The organism is Caballeronia zhejiangensis, assembly GCF_000698575.1.
In the GTDB taxonomy this organism is placed as follows: Bacteria; Pseudomonadota; Gammaproteobacteria; order Burkholderiales; family Burkholderiaceae; genus Caballeronia; species Caballeronia zhejiangensis.
In genome coordinates this window covers 28,751-50,685 of sequence record NZ_JFHD01000044.1, presented here as the reverse complement: position 1 = coordinate 50,685, position 21,935 = coordinate 28,751, and the positions used below count along the sequence as shown (strand labels likewise).

Genomic DNA, 21,935 nt, shown 5'->3' with positions numbered 1-21,935 from the left:
CCGTCAGCGCGCTCTCATGGGTGACGCGGTCATGGTCGCGCCGGAACACGCCCTGCTGCAGCGGTCGAGATTCGCTACCCTCTGCCATCCCGTTCCTGTTCAATTCCCAACTGCCTGCCGTATAGCGCCAGGTATCGGCCTCTCCGGAGTCGAGCACGCGGACCTGGCTGGTGCGCAGGGGCAAGATAAGCTTCACAAGCAATGCAACCCATCGGACGGGGCTCCACATCTGCAACACCTGACCACCGCGGTAGTTGCGGCTCAGTTTGCGTACGCGCCAGACGCAATCCGGATCATTACGATCAATCTGGTCTTCGGTCACCTCAAACCAGTCAGGCGCGCTCGCACCCATATGACCGATCTTGCTGCCCAGCGCACCCTGAGCCCATTGCCAGTCACGAAAATGGTGTCCAGTTGCCAGCATCTGCCGAAGTTGATCGATGTAGCCATACGGAAGCGGTGAATAGACGCTCTCGCCGCGGTGCGGTAGTCCTGCCTTCGTCATGCGAAGTACGGGGTTGTGATAGCCATGCAACGCCATCGCTCTTCCATCTTTACCAATCTCAGTGAAGTGCCGCCGCAAAACAAACTGCAGGAAGCTCTGGATGAGGTTGTTCGCGCTGATACCCCATGGAGAGTCGGGGCACGCAGTCCGATGAAAATTGGGGAGTTGAGTCGTTTGCGCCATGAACACGCCCGGGTCCAGCGGCAGTCCCTGAAGAATGAGGTAGCGCTCGAAAAACATTGATAGCGCCTGGAGTCGCTGTCCGAGACCATGGGTCTCTCCGCTTAACCACTCCAAAGCGAGGACCCGCCACGCGGCAAGCTCTGGATACAGTTCATCCACCCACGCCAGCGTTGCATCCGAGTCACGCCGCACACTGCGTTCAAGCCTCGAGGCCTTGCGACGACCGAAGGGTCCGGCAAGAAATTTTCTATTCATATGTTGGGGTTAGTCGCAAGAAGATAAGACTCGTCAGATAAAGGGACCCAAACTGGTGACGAGCGTGGCTCGCTCTCCGTCCAGCTGGCGCGCAGCTTCCTCAAGCGCCTTTCGGGCTTCGCTGAAGCTCGCCTGGGTATAGACGTCCTGGCTTTCAATGGACGCGTGATGCATGAAGCGGCGGATCATCGGCTTCTCGACGCCGGCGCGCTTCAGGCGCTGGCCGTAAGCATGCCGGTGCCCGTGAGGGGTTGTGCCGAGCACTTTGCCGACTTCGAGGCCTATGCGCCTGCACGCGGCAGCGTGAGCCTTGTTGTATTGAGTCAGGGTGTACATCGCACCGTACGGTGCGCGTCGAAGGTTCACGAAGGCGAACGGGTGATCCCGGTCAAAGTGCGCGAGCTGCTTGAGATAGCAGTGCCATAATTCGAGAAACCACTCGCCATACTCCGGCACAAACCAGTACGCCTGCTTGTAGTAAGGGCCGTCATGCATACCGCCCTTCCAGCCGGCATGGCGACGGTCCATCAAGTCGGTCCGCGGCACAATGCCAAAGCGCTGGGCAAGGTATTCGGCACGGTTCGACTTGCGCGCCCGGCCCCGCTCATCAAACCAGTCGGCAGGTGCGGCTCCATAGTGCGGATGGTGAATGAGCACCTTGGCTTGACGTGGATCCTGTGGATCCGGAAATACGTCCTGAACGTAAAGGTGGAAGGGCTCTGACTCTCGGAATCCCGCTCCGTGGAGGAGCAACGTGATCAGGATGCCGCGATAATCATAACGGTCACCGTTGCGAAATCCTTTGAACAGCAACGCTTCAAAGTGATGTTCAGGAAAGCCTGGCGGCTCGCCTCGGGCGACCCTCGGGACGCTCCGGTAGCGAAGCCGATATCCTGTCGCCCGCGCGCTCGCATTCGACGCCCACATATGCCCGAGAAACGCCTTGCTTCTACGGTACTGGTAAGCGGCTTCGTCGGTCTGTCGATCAAAGGTGCTGCCGACGTACCGAGGATTGACGGTAGCGGCTTCGGGACGGACTTCGCCCAACCAGTCGAAGAAGTCGCTCAAATGGATGATGATGCGCGCCGCATCGTGCGGGGAGCGAGCTGGCCAGCAAAGGCTGGTGGCGTCAATTCCGGTTTCGCGATTGAATGTTCCTGTGTACAGCCGCTTCGCGAAATTCTGAAACAGATGATGGGGATCGCGCTCCGCGGGGTTGATCTGAATATACTCAAGAAAGAGCCGCACGGATCGCGTCACCTTTCGCATCCATTCCAGACTGCGATCGTGGCTTCTATGCAGGAAATAATCAATCAGCGGTTCGAGAACTCCCGTGGCAGCAAGTAACGCTGGGATCTCGGTGTAGACGCCGGTTTCGTCCGTGAGGACCTTTGCTCTTATGCTGACGAACATCGCTCGACAGAAAAAAACAAACACCCTACGCAAGAATTAAGTCACCACGTTGAACGTTACGCCCCCTAACGGCTTTGTAGGGTGGCGACAGACCGCTTCGGGTCAACACGGTCCGAAACGAATCGATCTCTGACGAGAGCCGTATGCAATCAGCATTGGACCGGGTTCGGCCCAGACCGTGTCAAAACACCTTTTTGAATTGCTAAAATAGCTCAGCCGATGGCGGAGGGAGCGAAATGAAGCGGTTCGTTCAAGGCGACAATCGTACGCAAAGCTTTCTTCTTCCCGAAGCGCTCGACGACTATGTGACGGATACGAATTCCGTGCGCGTAGTCGATGTCTTTGTAAGTGAGCTTGATCTTCAGAAGCTCGGGTTTGACGGCGTCGAGCCAGCACTTACCGGCCGGCCTTCATATCACCCTGAGGTGATGCTTAAGATTTACATCTACGGTTACCTGAACCGTATTCAATCCAGTCGTCGCCTTGAGCGCGAGGCCCAGCGTAACATCGAATTGATGTGGCTAACCGGCCGCCTGGCACCGGACTTCAAGACCATTGCGCGATTCCGCAAAGACAATGGCAAAGCGATCCGCAGCGTCTGCCGTCAGTTCGTCATGCTATGCCAACGCCTGGACTTGTTCTCCGAAGCGCTCGTTGCGATAGACGGGAGCAAGTTTAAGGCAGTGAACCATCGCGACCGCAACTTCACCAGCGCAAAACTAGAACGGCGAATGCGGGACATCGAGGCAAGCATCAGCCGTTATCTTCTGCAAATGGACACCGCCGATCGCCAAGAGCCGACGATCGCGAAAGCAAAGACAGAACGGCTGCAAGATAAGATTGCGGCTCTCAAGGAGCAGATGCAAGTCCTTAAGCAAGTCGAAGTTCAACTCGACGCAGCGCCGGACAAGCAAGTGTCTCTCACGGACCCGGACGCACGCTCGATGAAGACGCGGGGGACAGGCGTCGTCGGCTACAACGTTCAAGTAGCGGTCGATGCGAAGCACCATCTGATTGTCGCGCACGAGGTCACCAACAACGGCATTGATCGTGACCAACTCACGTCGATGGCCAAGTTGGCACGTACGGAAATGGGCGTCGATAAACTCACGGCGGTTGCAGACAGAGGCTATTACAAGAGCGAGGAAATACTCGCCTGCCACGAGGCCGGCATTACGGCGTTTGTTCCCAAGACGAAGACCTCGGGCGCAACGTTCGACGGCCGCTTCGGCAAAGAAGATTTTATCTACGACGCTGAGAAGAACGAGTATCGCTGTCCAGCGGGCGAGCGTCTCGTATGGCGCTATAGGACAACTGAGCGTGGCCTGAAGTTGGATCGCTACTGGAGCTCGCAGTGCCAACAGTGCTCATTGAAAGATAAATGCACCCCAAGCACCGAACGCCGTGTAACGCGCTGGGAGCACGAAGGGTTGCTCGAAGCGATGCAGGTCCGGCTTGATCTCGCCCCGGACATGATGCGTATCCGGCGACAGACCGTCGAGCATCCCTTCGGCACAATCAAGGCCTGGATGGGAGCGACTCATTTCCTGACGCGAACTATCGAGCGTGTGAGCACGGAGATGAGCTTGCACGTGCTTGCCTACAACTTGAAGCGGGTTATCAAGGTGCTAGGTTCAGACACGGTTATGAAGGCGATGCGGGCGTGAAGGACCGCGCGGCGGACGGGCCCTAGAATACGTTCGGCGCCGACTTAGGTTTGTGGTGCCGCAATCAACGAATCACGATCTGTCGTTGCGCCAGCCTGTCGTCCAATTCCCGGTACCTACGCGTTTTGACACGCTCTGGGCCATTTACGGTCGCTCGCTCGAGCACGCAGCGGTCATTCGGCTGGCCGTTTGACCCTCCCAACCGGCCTGCGCGCCGAATAGCCGTCAAGCCCACGAGCATCACATCGCCGATCCTGGCCGCACCGAGCGCCGATGAGCTGGCTGCAATCCGATCGCGAGACTGACCGGTGCAGCAATGCGTCGGGAAGGGCACTTGCGCATCGAATTGGCTGCGAATCGAATTTGACGTTAAGACGCGCATTCGGTGGTCCGCGGTGGCGCGTTTGCCAAGCTCGCAAGGACTTCAGGCGACGCGAATGCTGGCGGTGGGCGAGTCGCCGACCTCGAACGCGGCGACCTGCCGGACCAGATGAGTCGCTTGTTCCTGGAGCGCCGAGGCAGCAGCGGCCGCTTGTTCGACCAGCGCGGCATTCTGCTGCGTCACTTGATCTATCTGCGCGATCGCCTGGTTTACCTGTTCAATGCCTTGATGCTGCTCGTCGGATGCCGAGGCGATTTCACCCATCAGATCGGTGAGATGCCGCACCGATGACACGACCTCGCTGATTGTGCGGCCCGATTCGTCAACTTGCGCCTGACCCGCTTTGACGCTCGCGACCGATTCGTCGATTAGCTCCTTTATCTCTTTCGCAGCGGCTGCCGAGCGCTGTGCTAAAGCTCGCACCTCGCTCGCCACGACCGCGAACCCCTTGCCTTGCTCGCCAGCACGTGCGGCTTCGACCGCTGCGTTGAGCGCGAGAATGTTCGTCTGAAATGCAATGCCGTCGATCGTGGCTATAATGTCCGCCACTTTCGTCGACCGTGCCGAGATCTGGTGCATCGTTTCGACGACACGCTCGACCACCGCCCCACTGCGAGTCGCAACTTCCGATGCTCGTTGAGCGAGCAGGGTCCCCTCTCGGGCACTATCGGCGTTTCGGCGCACAGTGGCGGTCAACTCTTCCATGCTCGAAGCGGTTTCCTCCAGTGATGCAGCCTGTTCCTCCGTTCGGGAACTCAGGTCGACGTTGCCGGTCGCAATCTCCCTGGAGGCAGTCGCGATCTCGTCCGATCCTTTTCGAACATCGACGACCACCTTGCGCAGACTGTCATTCATACCCCGCAGCGCAGCCAGGAGGTGGCCCGTTTCGTCTTCGCGCGTCACAGCAATCTCACGCGTGAGATCTCCCTTCGCGACCGTAGTGGCAATCCCGACCGCCTCGGCGATCGGAGCAGTGATGCTTCTTGTGATAACCCAGCCAGCGCCGATGCTGATCAGCAAAGCGGCTGCGCCCAGGCCGATGAGGATGACCCGACTGTCGCTCGCGATCGCGCCGATGGAGGCCGTCGCCTTCCGCGTCTCGGCCACCTGGAACTCGTTGATGTCGTCGAGGGTGGCGGTGTAGCCCTTGTAGATCGGCAACAAGTCGTTGTTCAGGCGCTGTATCGCCTCGACGCGCTGCCCATGGGACTGCAACTGCAATACGTTGGCAATTTCGCGGTCATAGTCCGCGCTATGCTTCAGAAGCCGCTCACGCACGTCCGGACGCGCCAGCGTCGGCGCCAAGCGTTGAATCGTTTCGCGCGTGCTGTCTCGCGAGGAGCTGATTCGCGCGAGGGAAGTGTTGACCACCTCTGGATCGTCGTTCAGAAGCAGGTTTCGTACGGCGACCGCCATAGTGTCCAGCCGCTGTCTGATCAGATTGGCATTCAAAAGGCGGGGTAGATTGGCTTGCTCCACGGTCAACGCTTGTTCGTTGAGACGTCCGAGCATGGCGATACCGACACCAATAGTGATCGCAGCAAGCAACAGGACAACTGCAAAGCCCGTTGTTATTTTCGTACCTATTTTAAGATTCGTGAACTGCATGATATTTCCGAGCTTCTAAATGAAAAAGGGCGCGGGAGGACGAGAGGGCGACTATTTGACCTCGTTTCGCTACCTCGCTTGCTGGTTTCTTAACGGCGTCTGAGGCGGAAACTGAAGTTCTGAGTGTTTGTGCAAGCTGCGTCAAATTGCCCTGATCGATGTACCTGTACGAATGACGGTGAAAGCACAAATATGTCGATTTCGTTGTCCCGCTTTCGGCTTCAACGAAGGGGCTCGTTGCAACCATCTGAGGCGGTGAGAGCCAGCGAACCGTCGGAATGTTCATCGCCGCGACGATCGATTAAACCGCTGCGCTAGGTCCGTTACTGATAATTCGCTAGTAGCGAAGTAAAGCAAGGCGTCGAGCGGGCCCACGGTAGCACTATTGTCATCAAATATTCGCTAGCGAATGAGTGACAAAGTTCGACAACTCTATGTTGATGCAGTGGATGCTTGCCAGCTACGTCCTCAGCATTGCTCATGTTCGTTGCAAACGATCGGCTGAAAATTTGATCGTAGCGGGTCCGTCGATTGCTTTCTCACCCCATTGTGAAGTCCCAATAACGCTGCTAAATACCCCACTGTAATATTCGACAATACAAGGATAGGAATCGGCTCTGGATATACTCGGGTCAGATAGTGACTTCGGCAGGATAATTTCTAAAAGCAAAGGCTGGAGATGATACGAGTCAAAGAAGGTCAATTGCCTTTTCTTGCTGCGGTTTGTGCGGCGGTAGTGCTGGTAGGCGAGTCAGTCAAGGCCGCGCCGCTCGAACGCGCGCCGGACACCATGCAGGCCCGCGTGATGGGATGCGCCGCCTGTCACGGCGCGCACGGCGAGGGCACCGACAACGACTACTTCCCGCGCCTGTCCGGCAAACCCGCCGGCTATCTCTACAACCAGTTGCTCGCTTTCCGCGACGGGCGCCGCAAGTACCCGCCGATGAACTACCTGCTCGCGTATCTGCCCGACGCGTATCTCAAGCAGATGGCCGATTATTTCGCCGCCGAGCGTCCGCCGTTCCCGCCCCCCGGCCCAGTTACCGTCGACGCCAAGACGCTCGATCTCGGCAAGACGCTCGTCATGAAGGGCGATCCGTCGCGCAAGGTGCCGGCGTGCGTGAGCTGTCACGGCGCGTCGATGACCGGCATGGAGCCCGCGATTCCCGGCTTGCTCGGGCTTCATGCGGACTACATCAGCGCGCAACTGGGCGCGTGGCGCTACGGCACGCGCACGACCTTCGCGCCCGACTGCATGCGGCAGGTCTCGCAGCTTCTGAGCGAGCGCGACATCACCGCGATTTCCGCCTATCTCGCTTCGCTGCCCGCGCCGGCCAGTCCGGTGCCGGTCGCGGCCGGTTCATTGAAGATGCCGCTCGCGTGCGGCAGCGTTCACAACTGAAGAGGACCCGACGTGCTTCGTTTCCGACAACTTGGGGCGCTTGCTATAACGGTCCTGATCGCGGTCCTGATCGCTGCGTGGATTGGGCCTGTCGAGGACGCGGCCGCGCAAGCCAAGACTTATGACGCCGCCACCGTCAAGCGCGGCGAGTATCTGGCGCGCGCGGGCGATTGCATCGCGTGCCATACGTTGCCCGCAGGCAAGACCTTCGGCGGCGGCCGCCCGATGGAGACGCCGTTCGGCACGCTCTTCACGCCGAACATCTCGTCGGACAAGGAGACGGGACTCGGTCAATGGACCGCCGACGAGTTCTACAAGATGATGCACACGGGCCGCTCGCGCGACGGCTCGCTGCTGTATCCGGCCATGCCGTTCACGTCCTATACGAAGGTCACGCGCGCCGACTCCGACGCCATCTACGCGTTCCTGATGTCCACGCCGCCCGTGCATCAGCCGAACCGTCAGCACGAACTGCGCTTTCCGTTCAACCGGCGTGAACTGCTGCTCGGCTGGCGGTCGCTGTTCTTCAAGCAGGGCGAGTATGAGCCGGACCCGAAGCAGTCCGTCGAATGGAATCGCGGCGCGTATCTCGTCGAAGGACTCGGCCACTGCTCGATGTGCCATACCGCGATCAACGCGCTCGGCGGCAACGTGTCGTCGAAGGCGTTCGAGGGCGGGCTGATCCCGATCCAGAACTGGTACGCGCCGTCGCTCACGTCGAACCGGGAGGCGGGACTGGGCGACTGGAGCATCGAGGATATCGTCGGGCTGCTGCATGCGGGCGTAAGCAATCGCGGCGCGGTCTATGGACCGATGGCCGAAGTCGTCTACGACAGCCTGCAATATCTGAGCGAAGAGGACGTGCGCGCGATGTCCGTCTATCTGAAGGCGCTGCCCGCGCGCGCCGGCGACAAGTCCGAGCCGCCGAGTCAGGCCGTCACCGAGCAGCGCACGAGTCTCTCGCCGCTCGGCAAGAAGATCTACGACGCGCAATGCGCCGAATGCCACGCCGCGCAGGGGCAGGGCAAGCCGCCCGATTTCCCGCCGCTCGCGAGCAACCAGTCGATCGTGATGAGTTCCGCCGTGAACCCGATCCGCATGGTGCTGAACGGCGGCTATCCGCCCGGCACGTTCAAGAACCCGAAGCCTTACGGCATGCCGCCGTTCGCGCAGTCGCTGTCGGATGTGGAGGTCGCGGCGGTCGTGACGTATATCCGCACGGCGTGGGGCAATCGCGGCGCGCCGGTATCGGTGAAGGAAGTGAACGAACTGCGCTCCGCGCCACTTTATTGAGTATCGCCGACACCATGAACGAAGATCCCAACGAAGACGCCACCGTCGATGAAATCGTGAGAAGCGGCCCCGGCGGGGCGCTCGCGGTCGCGGGCGTCGCGACGGCCATCGTCATCGGAAGCTGGTTCGTCTTCTACTTCGCCGTGTTCTTGCCGCGCGGCGTCATTCAGTGAACCTATGGCCATCAATCCGCATTCACACGAAGTCGCCGAACGCGTCGAGAAACGCTGGGCGATGCTCGTCATCGCGATCGTCGTCGTGCTGGTGGCGATGGTCGTCTACACCGGCCTGCACTGGGCGATGATGCCGCCCTCGCGCGTCGAGACCGTGCGCCCCGAAACGCTGCACGTGTCGGGCGAATTCATCGAAAGCAATCTCGGCACCGCGCCCGAAAGCGACGGCTCGGTGACGGTGCGCGTCGTCGCGCAGCAGTACTCGTTCACGCCGCAGTGCATCGTCGTGCCCGTAGGCGTGCCGGTCACGTTCCGCGCGACCAGTTCGGATGTCGTGCACGGCTTTCTCATCACCAAGACGAACATCAACTCGATGCTGGAGCCGGGTTATGTCTCGACCTTCAAAACCACGTTCGATGAACCCGGCGACCATCTGATGCCGTGCCACGAGTTCTGCGGCGTCGGGCATCACGGCATGTGGGCGCACGTGAAGGTGATCGATCGCAACGAGTTCATGCAGATGGCCGGCAAGCTGCCGGCCGATTCGCGGAGACTGTCCTGTGTTAAATAGCAAGCGCCTCATCCTCGCGCATTTCTGGCTTGCGTTCATCGCGTTCGGCGTCGCGCTCGTGCTCGGCGCGTGGCAGATGTTCGCGCGCAGCCCGCTCTTCGCCGGGCTGCAGAATCCCGAGATCTACTATCGCTCGGTGACGGCTCACGGCTCCGCGATGGGCTACGTGTTCCCGACGCTCATCGCGATGGGCTTCGGCTACGCGGTGACCGAACTCTCGCTCGAGCGCGCGCTCGTGGGCTTGCGGTGGGCGTGGATCGGCTTCTGGCTGGTCGCGGTCGGCTCCGTCATGGCGATGATCCCGGTCGCGATGGGCCTCGCCTCCGTGCTCTACACCTTCTATCCGCCGATGATCGGCAGCGCGTTCTATTACCTCGGCGTGGTGCTCGTCGTGGTGGGATCGTGGATCTGGGTCGCGCTGATGTCGGTGAACCTGCACGCGTGGAAGCGCGACAATCGCGGCAGGACCGTGCCGCTGCCGATGTTCGCCACCGTCGCGGGCGCGTACCTGTGGGGCTGGACGGCGGTAGGCGCGGCCATCGAAGTGCTGTTCATGATCCTGCCGGTGGCGCTCGGCTGGAAGTCCACGATCGATGCCGGCCTCGCGCGCGTGTTCTTCTCGTGGACGCTGCACGCGATCGTCTACTTCTGGCTGATGCCCGCGTATATCGCGTATTACACGATCATTCCGCGCGCCATCGGCGGACGCCTCTATAGCGATGCGATGGCGCGCATCTCGTTCATCCTGTTCCTCGTGGTCTCGATGCCCATCGGCATCCACCACCTGTTCGCCGATCCGCAAGTGGGCTCGGGCTTCAAGTTCATGCATTCGGTGTTCACCGCGCTCGTCGCCGTGCCCACGTTGCTGACCGTGTTCACCATCTGCGCATCGGTGGAAATCGCGGCGCGGCTGCGCGGCGGCAAGGGCGCGTTCGGCTGGGTCAAGGCGCTGCCGTGGAGCAATCCGATGATGCTGGCCGTCGCGTTCTCGTTCGTGATGCTCGGCTTCGGCGGCGCGGGCGGCCTCATCAACATGAGCTATCAGCTGGATTCCACCGTGCACAACACACAATGGGTCACGGGCCATTTCCATCTGATTTTCGCGGGCGCGATCGTCATCATGTACTTCGCGATCGCCTATGACTTGTGGCCGCATCTCACGGGCCGCGCGCTGCAAAGCATCAGGCTCATGCGCTGGCAACTGTGGTTGTGGTTCATCGGCATGATCGTGCTGACGTTCCCGTGGCATTACACCGGCATTCTCGGTATGCCGCGGCGCATGGCGTTCTACGACTACGGCGATCCGCAGATCGCGCATCAGGCCGCGTCCGTCATCATGTCGGTGATCGGCGGCTTCATTCTGGTCGTGTCGGCGGTGCTGTTCTTCGTCGTGCTGATACGCGGGCATCGCGCGCAGCGAACGAGCGTCGAGCAATACACGTTCAGCCGCGCGGTGCATGAGCCGCGCACGATTCCGGTCGCGCTCAACAGCTTCGCGCTGTGGCTCGCGCTGATGATCGGCCTCACGCTCGTCAATTACGGCTATCCGATCGCGCAGCTTCTCGCGCGCTCGGATACATCGGTGCCCGCCGTTCCCATCGGAGCGCAGCGATGAGCGACGAGCGCCTCTTCACTTTCCGCAATCGCTGGTTCGCGACCAGCGTATTAGGGACGATCGGCATCGCGGCGGTATCGGCGGTGATCGGCTTCATATGGTTGCCGTCCGTTCAGCGCGATGCGTCGTTCACCGGCATCTGGAACGCGATCTGCAGCGCGGCGGGCGTGCCGCGTAACTGGTATTCGGGCGATACGAACGTCGAGCCGAAGATGAAGCTCAGCACTGTCGAAGTGACGCCGCAACTGCTCGCCAACGCAAGCGCGAACTCCATCGGACGCGGCGCGACGCTCGCCCTGCGATGCACGATGTGCCACGGCGAACGCGGCATGAGCGAGGCGAATTCGCCGAATCTCGCGGGGCAGTATGCGTCGGTCATCTACAAGCAGCTGATCGATTTTCAGACGGGCGCGCGCAACAACGCGGTGATGTCGCCGATGGCCGTCAACCTGAGCGATCAGGACATGCGCGATCTCGCCGCGTACTACGCGAATCTCCCGAGGCCGCCCGCGCAGCGCAAGGTGAGCGATGCGCTCGCGCCGACGATCGTGTCCCACGGTGCGCCCATGCGCAATATCGCGCCGTGCGCGGCGTGTCACGGCGGCATCGACAACAAGGCGGGCAGTCCTTGGATCGACGGCCTGCCGGCGGCCTACACGAAGTCGCAACTGATCGCGTTCGCCAACGGCACGCGCACGAACGACATCAACGAAGTCATGCGCAACGTCGCGCGCAACATGACGCCCGAAGAAATGGACACGGCGGCTGCCTATTATGCGAAGGGGCTCATATTGAAGTAACGACGCAAAGGCGCGCGTCCACTCGACGATGCACAACCGGACTTTTGTCCTGCATTTTTCCATTGCCGGGCAAACGCGAGTGCATCCATATGACGGAGCATTGTATGACCTTGCCAATTCGCGGCTCTATGCGAGTCGCTACGCCTAAGATCCTTCGGGCAGTTCGTGCACTGGCATGGATAAGCCTTGCGGTGCTGGGCGGTGCGGGAGTTCGGGGCGTCTATGCGGCGCCGAGCATCAAGGCAGGATCTGAAGCACAGAACGATGGCCCGATCAAATACACCGTCGCTATCGACTCGAAGATGTTTGGACGCGAACGGGCAACGCGCACGATTCGCTCAGGCCAATCGGACGACTTCACGTGGCAGGAGGCGGCGCCGAGGGTGCTACAGTCAGTCCCGGATGCGTGCCCAGGCGCATCCAATATTCCGCGCAGCGGCGACGGCTCGCCTGTGCGGCAAGTGCAGGTTCGTTTGACACCAGTCGTTGGGCCCAGCGGTAATGCGAACGTCCAGCTATTGTTTCGCGGCTACGTCCCCAGAGGGACTAAGGCCGTAACGGTTGCTGGTCAGACCCTGCAGTGTCCGGCCGGCACGTCTCACGAGGAGATCAGGAGATTTTCGATGTCGACCGCAACTGGAGCAAACAAGACCATCACACTTGGAGATGGCTCGACATTGAAGATATCAGTAAGTAGGAAGTAGCTGGCAATGCAACGGCGACATGACAGCCAGCGGTCCCTCGGTATCGAAGTGGACGATGCGCTTGAGATGGCGGAGCAAACTGAAGTCTGACAACTGTTGGCCGATGAGCGGCGCTGCCGGCCCATGAGGCGACGCTCGTTCAGCATGGAAATAGGGCTATAAGTTGGCGCGTTTGGTCATCGGCCGTCCGCGAATACGGTAACGCTGAAAAGTTGGGCGGTCGCCCCGGCGGTCATATCGACTATGTCCGTTTCGCGTTCAATCCTTGGCTGGTGCGATCCGGCCTTCGTGCCTCGGGGTGTCGCATCGGGTCGACTTTCGGAGCATCCCTCGAGCGGCGTCTAGATCGTCTATGATGACTGTCCTGCACACGCACGCCGTGAATACATGAAGTACGCCTGCCCGGCCGCGTGTCTTCGCCCCGCCTCCTCAGCGGACAGCGGCCAGCCGCTCGCAGATTACTCCGCCGCTTTCTGCCTCACCCGACCTACGATCGTCAACAGACGACGACTTTTTCATGCACGATGATCAATCGCTTAGCAACGCGCTGCAACAGACCCTTAGAAAAAGCGGCATTGATGCGATAGGCCATGCCGGCTGGGAAACGCACTTCTGCCACTTTTACGAAACGCGGCAGGATCTGATCGACATGCTCGTCCCGTACTTTGAGGCAGGGCTGCGCGACAACGAAAGCTGTCTGTGGGTTGCGTCCGGCCCGATCGGCGTCGAGGAGGCGGAGACGGCACTGGTCGAGGCATTACCCGATTTCAAAGATTACCTGACGCGCGGACAGATCACATTCAAGCCAGCATCCGACTGGTATTACCCGAGCGGCACGTTTCGCGCCGACCATGTCCTCGCTGAATGGGTGCGGCACGAGCGTGAGTCGCGCGCGCATGGCTTCGAGGGGCTGCGGGTAACCGGTGACACGTTTTGGTTGGAGCGCACCCGTTGGCACAAATTCGCCGATTACGAGGCCCACCTTAACCGAACGCTGGGGCAGTACCGCATTATCTGCGTTTGTTCTTACTGCATGGACCGGTGCACCGCGTCGGACGTACTGTATGCAACACGCATCAGTTCGCACTTACACGGCGAAAGGGCGTCTGGCAGCTCGTGCAAAGCTCGCGTCGACGCCCGCACGCGCGACCTGGAAGTCTTGCTGAAAGAGCGGGATGAGTTCCTATCGATGCTGAGCCACGAACTGCGCAATCCACTCGCGCCGATTGAGAGCGCGATCGAGGTGATTCGCCGTTCAGTACCCGAACAAAGTCCGGCCGCGGCGGCGAGCAATATCGTCAAGCGCCAGGTGCGCAATCTTTTGGTCATTCTCAACGATCTGCTCGAGGCGGACCGAACGGTGCGTGGAATGTTTTCAATCGACCCAGTGCCGGTCGAACTGTCGGCAATCATCGATGAGGCTGTCGATGCAATGCGTCCTGCGGCCGCGCAGAACGGACAGACCGTGACAATCGATGGACTCGACCGTTCGGCGACGATTGCGGGGGACCACGTGCGCCTCAACCAGGTGTTCGTCAACTTGCTGAACAATGCGACGACTTATGCGCCGCCGCACGGCCACACCGATGTTTCGATGGTCGTGGGCGACGGTGAGGTAAGGGTCTGCCTGAGCGACGATGGCCCAGGGGTGGCGGAGCCGCTGCGCGATCGGGTGTTTTCGTTATTCGTGCAGGGGCCGCGCGAGCTCGACCGCTCGCAGGGTGGGTGCGGCATCGGGCTTGCGGTATCGCGGCAGATTGTCGAGAGGCATGGCGGCTCGTTGACGCTCGAGCGGGCCCGCAGCGGCCGCTGGTCCCGCTTCGTTGTGACGCTGCCGTGCACGCCGCACCCTGTGCCGGCGCAGCCTGCGGCCGATCACAAGCTCGCCCGGCCGACAACCCTCAGCCGCCGCATCCTGATCGTGGATGACGAACCGGACATCGTATCTGCGTTGCTAACGCTTTTCCAGATGGAAGGGCACGAGGTCCGTACAGCTTTTGACGGCGAAACCGCGCTGGAGATCGCCAAGACCTTCGCGCCTCAGGTGGTGTTCGCGGACATAGGCATGCCGCGCATGGATGGCTACGAGTTGGCGCGCCGGCTGCGCGCATTGCCCGCGAACGCAAAGGCCACGATAGTCGCGGTCACTGGCTACGGAACGGAGAGCGACCGCGAACGTTCAGAACAGGCGGGCTTCGACCTGCATCTTGTGAAACCGGTGACCCCGCCCGCGTTGCTTGAGGTGGTCTCTGCCGCAGGCGACGAACTCGCGAATAAAAGCTGATGCCGACCATGAGGCAAAGCCGAATGGCTCGTATGTCCAGTCATCTGCCGCTCGGCGATACAAAGGGCGAGCGGCGCCTAGGGGTCGTCAAGCGCCTCTCACCCTCCTTGAGCGAAGCGGCGTCGGCAAGTTGCTGGGACGTAACTGGGCCGGCCCCCGCGAAAACCGGACACTGGGTAACGCTTAAATTATGAGGTAGTCTTCCGCCTATGTTTAAGCCCAGTCACAACGTGGAACCCGTCGAAGTTCTAACCCAGCCGGAGCAGCGCCGCCGGCGTTCTGTCGAAGAAAAGCTCGCAATAGTGCGCGAGACGTTCGAGCCTGGCGCGACTGTTTCGGGCGTTGCGCGTCGCCATCAGGTGAATGCCAACCAGGTCTTTGGCTGGCGAAAGCTCTATCAGGATGGAAGCCTGTCGGCGGTCAGTGCCGGCGAACAGGTGGTACCGGCATCGGACCTGGCTGAAGCGATGAAGCAGATTCGCGAACTCCAGCGATTGCTGGGAAAGAAAACAATGGAGGTGGAAATCCTCCGTGAAGCAGTGGAGTATGGTCGAGCAAAAAAATTGATTGCGCGCTCACCATTGCTGCCGGGGGACGACCGTTGAAGACGGTTTGTGAAGTCCTGGGTGTGTCGCGCTCGAATCTCGCGGTCAAGTTGAAGCGCCCCACTGAATGGGTCGACCGACGCAAGATGCCAGCTCAGGATGATGCGCCGCTCGTCGCTGAACTTCGAGAACTCGTTGCCGACCTGCCGACGTATGGCTACCGGCGTGCATGGGCGCTGCTGCGGCGAAGCCGGGACGCGCTGTGCCAACCGCGTGTCAATGCAAAGCGGGTGTACCGCGTCATGCGCTGCCACGGCTTGCTGCTCAAACGTCAGCCTCGTTACGCTGTGTCTGCGCGTCGGCACGACGGCAAGGTCGCCGTAGACAGAAGCAACGTGCGTTGGTGCTCGGATGGTTTCGAATTCCGCTGCGATGATGGTGCGCCGCTGCGCGTGGTCTTTGCCTTGGACTGCTGCGACCGGGAAGCAATGAGCTGGGCTGCAACCACGGGCGGTTACACCGGTGACATGGTGCGGGATGTGATGCTCCAGGCGGTCGAAAGCCGCTTCGCCGGTGCCGTGGCGACTGAGAGCGAAATTGAGTGGCTGAGCGACAACGGTTCCTGCTACATTGCCGATGAGACGCTGACGTTCTCGCGAAAAATTGGTCTGAAGCCTGTTACGACACCAGTGAGAAGTCCGCAGAGCAATGGGATGGCCGAGAGCTTCGTTAAGACGATGAAGCGCGATTACGTTTCGTGGATGCCCAAACGTGACGCGAGAACGGCGTTGCAAAACCTGGCCATTGCGTTCGACCACTACAACGAGTCACATCCACACAGCGCCCTGAAATACCGCTCGCCGCGCGAGTTTCGCCAGCAAACAAATTCTCCAACCTAAGCGTGACCGCGTGTCCGGTCATGCAGGGGCAAGTCCAGTAACTGCGCCCCCGGTGGTCTGTTGAATATCCGCTTATCCGGGCAGTCCCGTCAATTCCGTACTTTTGCGTCTGGCTAACCGCGTGCTAGTCCAACAAATGCGATTTCTTGGCAGCCGGGCGTCGCCTATCTAAAAGTTGGGATTTTGGGCTAAAATACCTGTATATTTATACAGTACTATTGGAGCCTGATCGTGACTCGGACTGCCACAGCCGGACAGCAGTTACGCACCCCCGAAGAACGGGCGCGCTCCATTGATGGTGCCCTCGACAAAACTATGTATTCGGAGTCGGGGGGAATAAGTTTGTGGCGGGGTTCGCAGCTGGCCTCTGCTCGCGTGAACGTCGTGCCGTGTGGATCTGAGACGCTTGCCGCAGAACTGCCGGGGGGCGGCTGGCCCAAGGGCGCGCTGACCGACCTGCTGGTGCAGCAGCCGGGCGTTGGCGAAATGCGATTGCTGCTGCCGGCGCTGAGGGCTGTCGCCCAACGGCGCATTGCTTTCCTGCAGCCGCCGCACCGCTTTCAGCCGGAAGCAGCGGCGTACTGGGGTCTGCCTGAGACGTCGATCAACGTCGTGCGCGCTCAGAAGACCGCCGATGCGCTTTGGGCGGGCGAGCAGATCCTTCGTGCGGGGACGTTCGGCGCACTGATCTTCTGGCAAACGCATGTGCGACCGGAAGCGCTACGCCGCCTGCACCTTGCCGCACAGACGAGCGAGTCGTTGTTCTTCATGGTCCGGCCGCTCGCCGCTGCGAGCGATACGTCGCCTGCCCCGCTTCGCATTGCTGTGCGCCCTGCGCGCGACAGCGTTTCATTGGAGTTCGTGAAGCGCCGCGGTCCAGCGCGTGACGAACCGCTTGTCGTTGGACTGACCCATTCGCCTATCCTGTTGAATCGCCATGCAAGTGTGGATCGGCGTGTATCTGCCGCACCTCAGCCGAGAAGTCTTCCAGCCGAGCTGGTCGTCCACGAGTGATACGACTTCCGGCCTGGTGGTGCTCGATCACGAGCGTGTCGTCGCGCTCGATCGTGCAGCGCACGACGCTGGCGTTCGCGTAGGCATGCGCAAAGGCGGGGTTCTCACGCTCGCGCCCGATGCGCGCATTCACGACAAAGACGAGTTGAAGGAGCAGCAGGCCGTCGCCGACGTGGCGACCTCACTCATGCAGTTCAGTCCTCAAGTGGCGATCGCTGAGGAGCAGACGGTGCTGGTCGACGTCTCAGCGAGCTTGCGCCTCTTCGGCGGGGTGCGCGCGCTCAGACGCGCGATCCGGGCCTCGCTCTCCGCCTTCGGCTTCACGGTGCGGATGAGCGTCGCACCCACCGGCCAGAGCGCATGGCTTATGGCCCGCTATCGCGGCGGCCGCCGTCTCTCCATCCGCTCGCTGATGCGGCAATTGCCGCGCTTGCCCGCCTTGCTGGTGTTGGAAGCTCGACGCTATGCAGACTGGTTCGAGGGTCTCGGATGCACGAGCGTGGCGGACCTGCGGCGCTTGCCGCGCGCCGGTCTCAAGAAGCGCTGCGGTACCGCGCTGCTTGATACGCTCGATCGCGCCGTCGGCGGAGCGCCCGAGCTCTATGAATGGGTCCAGACGCCGCCGTCGTTCAACGCACGGATCGAGTTGCCCGATCGCGTCGAGCATGCGGAAGCCGTGCTCTTCGTAGCGCGGCGGCTCATCGTGCAGTTGACGGGTTGGCTCGCCAGCAAGCAACTGGCGCTCACGCGATTTTCAATCGAACTCGAACATGAACGCGGGCGCGCGGCGTTGCCGCCAACGACGATCGAGGTCGCGCTCGCGGAACCCACGTGGCACGAGGAACACCTCACGCGCTTGCTGAAAGAGCGGCTTGGGCGCGTCGAGCTGGCGGCCGCGGTCATCGCCGTGCGCCTCGAAGTGAACGACGTCGAAGCGGCCGAGCCGCCGTCAGACACGCTATTTCCTGAGCCAGGCGGCAGCGCCGCCGACCATAACCGGTTGATGGAACTGCTCGTCGCGCGTCTTGGCCACGAGAACGTCTTGCGCGCGGCACCCGTGGCCGACCATCGACCCGAGATCGTTTCGAACTGGGTGCCGGTCGCAAGCGACGTCAAAGGCTGTCCGCTGCCCGGCAATCAGCCGCGGCCTTCATGGCTGCTGGAGACGCCCATCCAGTTGATGACGCGCCAGCACCGGCCGTTTTACGGCAGTCCGTTGCGAACGGTATCGCCCGGTGAGCGCGTCGAAGCGGGATGGTGGGGCGGCGAGCTCGTCACGCGCGATTACTTTGTCGCGGAAGCCGACGACCACACCTGCTATTGGATCTACCGGGAGCGCGTCGGCAGCCGCGCCGAAGAAGATCCTCGATGGTTTCTGCACGGCCTGTTCGGGTGAAGCGATGGACGTGTACACCTCGATGCTGCCCGGCTACGCCGAGTTGCAGTGCTTCTCCAACTTCACGTTCCTGCGCGGCGCCTCGCACGCGGAAGAACTGATTCTGCGCGCTGAGCAGCTTGGCTATCTCGCGATCGCCATCACCGACGAATGCTCGCTCGCCGGCATCGTCCGCGCGCACGTCGCCGCGAAGGAAGCCAATATCCGGCTCATCGTCGGCGCGCATTTCCAGTTGGCCAACGCCGACGGCACGCCTGCCCTCGCCTTCACGGCGCTTGCCATGAACCGCAATGGCTATGGGAATCTGTCGGAACTCATCACCCTCGCGCGCACGCGCACATCGAAGGGTACCTACCTGCTGACGCCGAACGATCTCGCGCGGCCCGAAGCGCCGCACGAACATCTGAAGGGCCTGCCCGACTGCCTCATCATCCTCTCGCCCGAATATCCGGCAAAGGAGGAACGACTGGATGCGCAGATGGAATGGCTTACCCGCATCTTCGAGGGCCGCTGCTGGGCGGCGCTGACGCTCCACGCTCGCGCGATGGATGACATTCACCGCGGCATCGTCGAGTACGTCGCTGACCAGCACGGTGTACCGGTCGTGGCCACCGGCGCTGTCACCATGCACGTGCGTTCTCGCAAGCCGCTGCAGGATTCGTTGACTGCCGTGCGCCTAAACCGGTCGATTGCCGAGTGCGGGTTCGAATTGGCACAGAACGCCGAGCAGCACCTTCGCGCGCGATTGCGGCTCGCGAACCTCTATCCCGAGCGAGCATTGGCCGAGACGCTGACGATTGCAAATCGCTGCACGTTCTCGTTGGATGAACTGCGCTACGAATACCCCGACGAACTGATCCCGGAAGGCACGACACCGACCGCCTACCTGCGACAGGAAACGTACATTGGCGCACACCGCCGCTTCCCGGCAGGCATCCCGCACAAGGTTCAGACGCAGATCGAGCACGAGCTCGCGCTCATCGCAGAGCTTCGATATGAGCCGTACTTCCTGACCGTGTACGACCTTGTGCGCTTCGCCCGCAACGAGGGAATCCTCTGCCAGGGACGCGGATCAGCGGCGAACTCCGCGGTCTGCTACTGCCTCGGCGTGACCGAGGTTGATCCAGCGCGCAGCTCCATGCTGTTCGAGCGATTCATCTCTAAGGAACGCGGCGAGCCGCCCGACATCGACGTGGACTTCGAGCACCAGCGGCGCGAAGAAGTCATCCAGTACATCTATCGCAAGTACACGCGCACGCGCGCGGCCCTCGCGGCCGCCGTGACGACATATCGGCCCAAGAGTGCGCTGCGTGACTCAGGCAAGGCACTGGGCGTCGATCCGATCATCGTCGACAAGGTGGCCAAGTCGCATCACTGGTTCGACTCGAGCGCGGATTTGCTCAATCGCTTCGTTGAATCAGGCCTCGATACCTCGACGCCGATGATCCAGCAGTGGGCCAGCCTCGCGTCGCAGTTGCTCAACTTCCCGCGCCATCTGTCGCAGCACACCGGCGGCTTCGTCATTGCGCGCGGCAAGCTCTCTCGTCTCGTGCCGATCGAGAACGCCGCGATGGTCGATCGCAGCGTGATCCAATGGGATAAGGACGACCTCGAAGCGCTTGGGTTGCTGAAGATCGATGTGCTGGCGCTCGGCATGTTGTCGGCAATCCGGCGCACACTCGACATCATCTCCAAGCAGCGCGGCGAGCCGTTCGAGTTGCAAGACATCCCGGCCGAAGATTCAGCCACCTACGAGATGATTTGCCGCGCCGATACCGTCGGCGTCTTCCAGATCGAATCGCGTGCACAGATGAGCATGTTGCCGCGCCTGCAGCCACGCCAGTTCTATGACCTCGTGATCGAGGTGGCGATCGTGCGGCCGGGTCCGGTTCAAGGCGGCATGGTGCATCCGTACCTGCGCCGGCGGCAAGGATTGGAGGCCGTGTCGTTCCCCTCGCCTGAGATGGAGACCGCGCTCGCTCGCACGCTCGGGGTGCCGATCTTCCAGGAGCAGGTGATGCAAGTCGCAATGCTAGCAGCAGGGTTTAGCGCCGGAGAGGCCGATCAGCTCCGCCGTGCTATGGCCGCGTGGAAGCGCAAAGGCGGACTGCAGCACTACTACGATCGCATCGTGAACGGCATGCTCGATCGTGGCTACGACCGCGAATTTGCTGAATCGATCTTCGCGCAGATCCAGGGCTTCGGCGAATATGGCTTTCCGGAGAGCCACGCCGCGAGCTTCGCCCTGCTCGTCTATGCAAGCTGCTGGCTCAAGTGCCACGAACCGGCCGCGTTCCTTTGCGCGATGCTCAACAGCCAGCCAATGGGCTTCTACTCGCCTTCGCAACTGGTTCAGGATGCCAAGCGCCACAAGGTCCGGGTGCTGCCGATCGACGTCACGGTCAGCAACTGGGATTCGTTTTTAGAAGGCGACGGTTCGATGGCGCCGGTGCGCCTCGGCATGTCGCTGATTCGGGGCATGCGGGACGAGTCTGCTGCCCGCATCGAGGCCGCGCGAGCCGTGCGTCCTTTCGAGTCGGTCAACGATCTTGCCAATCGTGCATACCTCGATCGACGCGACCTTCAATTGCTTGCGGACGCGAACGCCCTTTCGGCCTTATCTGGGAATAGGCGAGAAGCGCTTTGGCAGGCGGTGGTAGCCGTGCCGGACAAGGACTTGTTGCGCGCAACGACGCGTGAGGAAGAACTGCCGGTGCTTGCTGCGCCCAACGAGGCGCAGGAGATCGTCAGCGACTATCGCTCGACGGGCCTGACATTGAACCGGCACCCTCTTGCTTTGCTGCGTGAACGGCTCAATGAAAAGAGGATCTTCGCGGCGTCGAAGCTCGCCACCTATCCGAACGGCCGTCTCGCAAAGGCATGCGGGATCGTCACCGTGCGCCAGCGGCCCGGCACAGCGAACGGTGTTCTTTTCATTACGTTGGAAGACGAGACCGGCCAGATCAACGTGATCGTCTGGCCGTCGTTGGTCGAGAAGTTCAGAAAGGAAGCGCTCGGTGCCTCGCTGCTCGGGGTCTACGGAGTCTGGCAGAAGGAAGGCGAGGTAAAGCACCTCGTCGCGAATCGACTTGTCGACATGACGCCGCTCCTTGGCAATTTGGCTACGTCGAGCCGAAATTTCCACTGAGCATTAGTACCGCGTCGGCGTTGAGCCCTTGTCGGACTTGGCACTCCCGTACCCAGAGTGCGCTCCTTATGCACCGTG

The 21,935-nt window shown here is 61.2% G+C and carries 16 protein-coding genes; 13 read left to right on the top strand and 3 right to left on the bottom strand.

Going from position 1 to position 21,935, the window contains the following annotated elements:
* Together BG60_RS31740 and gmtY are read right to left on the bottom strand one after the other, a co-directional pair.
* On the bottom strand, positions 1-943 hold a 943-nt coding region (locus tag BG60_RS31740; protein ID WP_034473957.1), incomplete at its 3' end, for an integrase family protein.
* A gap of 33 nt (positions 944-976) precedes the next feature.
* Positions 977-2,356: a gamma-mobile-trio recombinase GmtY gene (gene gmtY, locus BG60_RS31735; protein WP_008345018.1), complete on the bottom strand. Its 1,380-nt coding sequence runs from the start codon at positions 2,354-2,356 to the stop codon at positions 977-979.
* Positions 2,357-2,592: 236 nt separating this feature from the next.
* Here gmtY and BG60_RS31730 point away from each other — a divergent pair, with 236 nt between their 5' ends.
* The gene (locus BG60_RS31730) at positions 2,593-4,023 is read left to right on the top strand and encodes an IS1182 family transposase (protein ID WP_008345020.1); all 1,431 of its coding nucleotides are present in this window, start codon (positions 2,593-2,595) and stop codon (positions 4,021-4,023) included.
* A 424-nt stretch (positions 4,024-4,447) separates the two neighbouring features.
* On the opposite strand, the gene BG60_RS31725 is transcribed toward BG60_RS31730, so the two are convergent.
* Positions 4,448-6,013 (bottom strand): methyl-accepting chemotaxis protein, encoded by a 1,566-nt coding sequence (locus BG60_RS31725; protein WP_008345021.1) that lies wholly within the window; start codon positions 6,011-6,013, stop codon positions 4,448-4,450.
* A 790-nt stretch (positions 6,014-6,803) separates the two neighbouring features.
* Between BG60_RS31725 and BG60_RS31720 the strand changes: the two genes are divergently transcribed.
* The 12 genes from BG60_RS31720 (at position 6,804) to BG60_RS31665 (ending at position 21,857) form a co-directional block, all read left to right on the top strand.
* Positions 6,804-7,415 (top strand): c-type cytochrome, encoded by a 612-nt coding sequence (locus BG60_RS31720; protein WP_235366353.1) that lies wholly within the window; start codon positions 6,804-6,806, stop codon positions 7,413-7,415.
* A gap of 12 nt (positions 7,416-7,427) precedes the next feature.
* Positions 7,428-8,708 (top strand): c-type cytochrome, encoded by a 1,281-nt coding sequence (locus BG60_RS31715; RefSeq protein WP_008345024.1) that lies wholly within the window; start codon positions 7,428-7,430, stop codon positions 8,706-8,708.
* 14 nt (positions 8,709-8,722) lie between these two features.
* Complete coding sequence (locus tag BG60_RS38420) at positions 8,723-8,881, top strand: hypothetical protein (protein ID WP_085955280.1); 159 nt, start codon at positions 8,723-8,725, stop codon at positions 8,879-8,881.
* A gap of 4 nt (positions 8,882-8,885) precedes the next feature.
* A complete protein-coding gene (locus tag BG60_RS31705) occupies positions 8,886-9,452 on the top strand; it encodes a cupredoxin domain-containing protein (RefSeq protein ID WP_008345027.1) in 567 nt (188 codons plus the stop codon).
* Positions 9,442-11,067, top strand: coding sequence for a b(o/a)3-type cytochrome-c oxidase subunit 1 (locus tag BG60_RS31700; protein ID WP_008345029.1), 1,626 nt, complete (start codon positions 9,442-9,444; stop codon positions 11,065-11,067). Before BG60_RS31705 ends, BG60_RS31700 begins: the two co-directional genes overlap by 11 nt.
* Positions 11,064-11,867 carry a c-type cytochrome gene (locus BG60_RS31695; RefSeq protein WP_008345030.1) on the top strand — a complete coding sequence of 268 codons (804 nt, stop codon included), beginning with the start codon at positions 11,064-11,066 and terminating at the stop codon, positions 11,865-11,867. The genes BG60_RS31700 and BG60_RS31695 overlap by 4 nt, the downstream gene beginning before the upstream one ends.
* Before the next feature lie 89 nt (positions 11,868-11,956).
* Positions 11,957-12,571, top strand: coding sequence for a DUF6013 family protein (locus tag BG60_RS39765; RefSeq protein WP_326929456.1), 615 nt, complete (start codon positions 11,957-11,959; stop codon positions 12,569-12,571).
* A 517-nt stretch (positions 12,572-13,088) separates the two neighbouring features.
* Positions 13,089-14,855, top strand: a complete 1,767-nt coding sequence (locus tag BG60_RS31690; RefSeq protein WP_008345034.1) for a hybrid sensor histidine kinase/response regulator — start codon at positions 13,089-13,091, stop codon at positions 14,853-14,855.
* Between the two features lie 209 nt (positions 14,856-15,064).
* A protein-coding gene (locus BG60_RS31680; protein WP_085955281.1) for an IS3 family transposase occupies positions 15,065-16,299 on the top strand; the annotation gives its coding sequence in 2 pieces (ribosomal slippage) (positions 15,065-15,419 and positions 15,419-16,299; 1,236 coding nt in all).
* 315 nt (positions 16,300-16,614) lie between these two features.
* The gene (imuA, locus tag BG60_RS31675) at positions 16,615-17,313 is read left to right on the top strand and encodes a translesion DNA synthesis-associated protein ImuA (RefSeq protein ID WP_033537231.1); all 699 of its coding nucleotides are present in this window, start codon (positions 16,615-16,617) and stop codon (positions 17,311-17,313) included.
* Positions 17,237-18,709: a Y-family DNA polymerase gene (locus BG60_RS31670; protein ID WP_075583596.1), complete on the top strand. Its 1,473-nt coding sequence runs from the start codon at positions 17,237-17,239 to the stop codon at positions 18,707-18,709. Before imuA ends, BG60_RS31670 begins: the two co-directional genes overlap by 77 nt.
* 4 nt (positions 18,710-18,713) lie before the next feature.
* On the top strand, positions 18,714-21,857 hold the full coding sequence (locus tag BG60_RS31665) for an error-prone DNA polymerase (RefSeq protein ID WP_008345044.1): 3,144 nt from the start codon (positions 18,714-18,716) through the stop codon (positions 21,855-21,857).
* Positions 21,858-21,935: the final 78 nt, after the last annotated feature.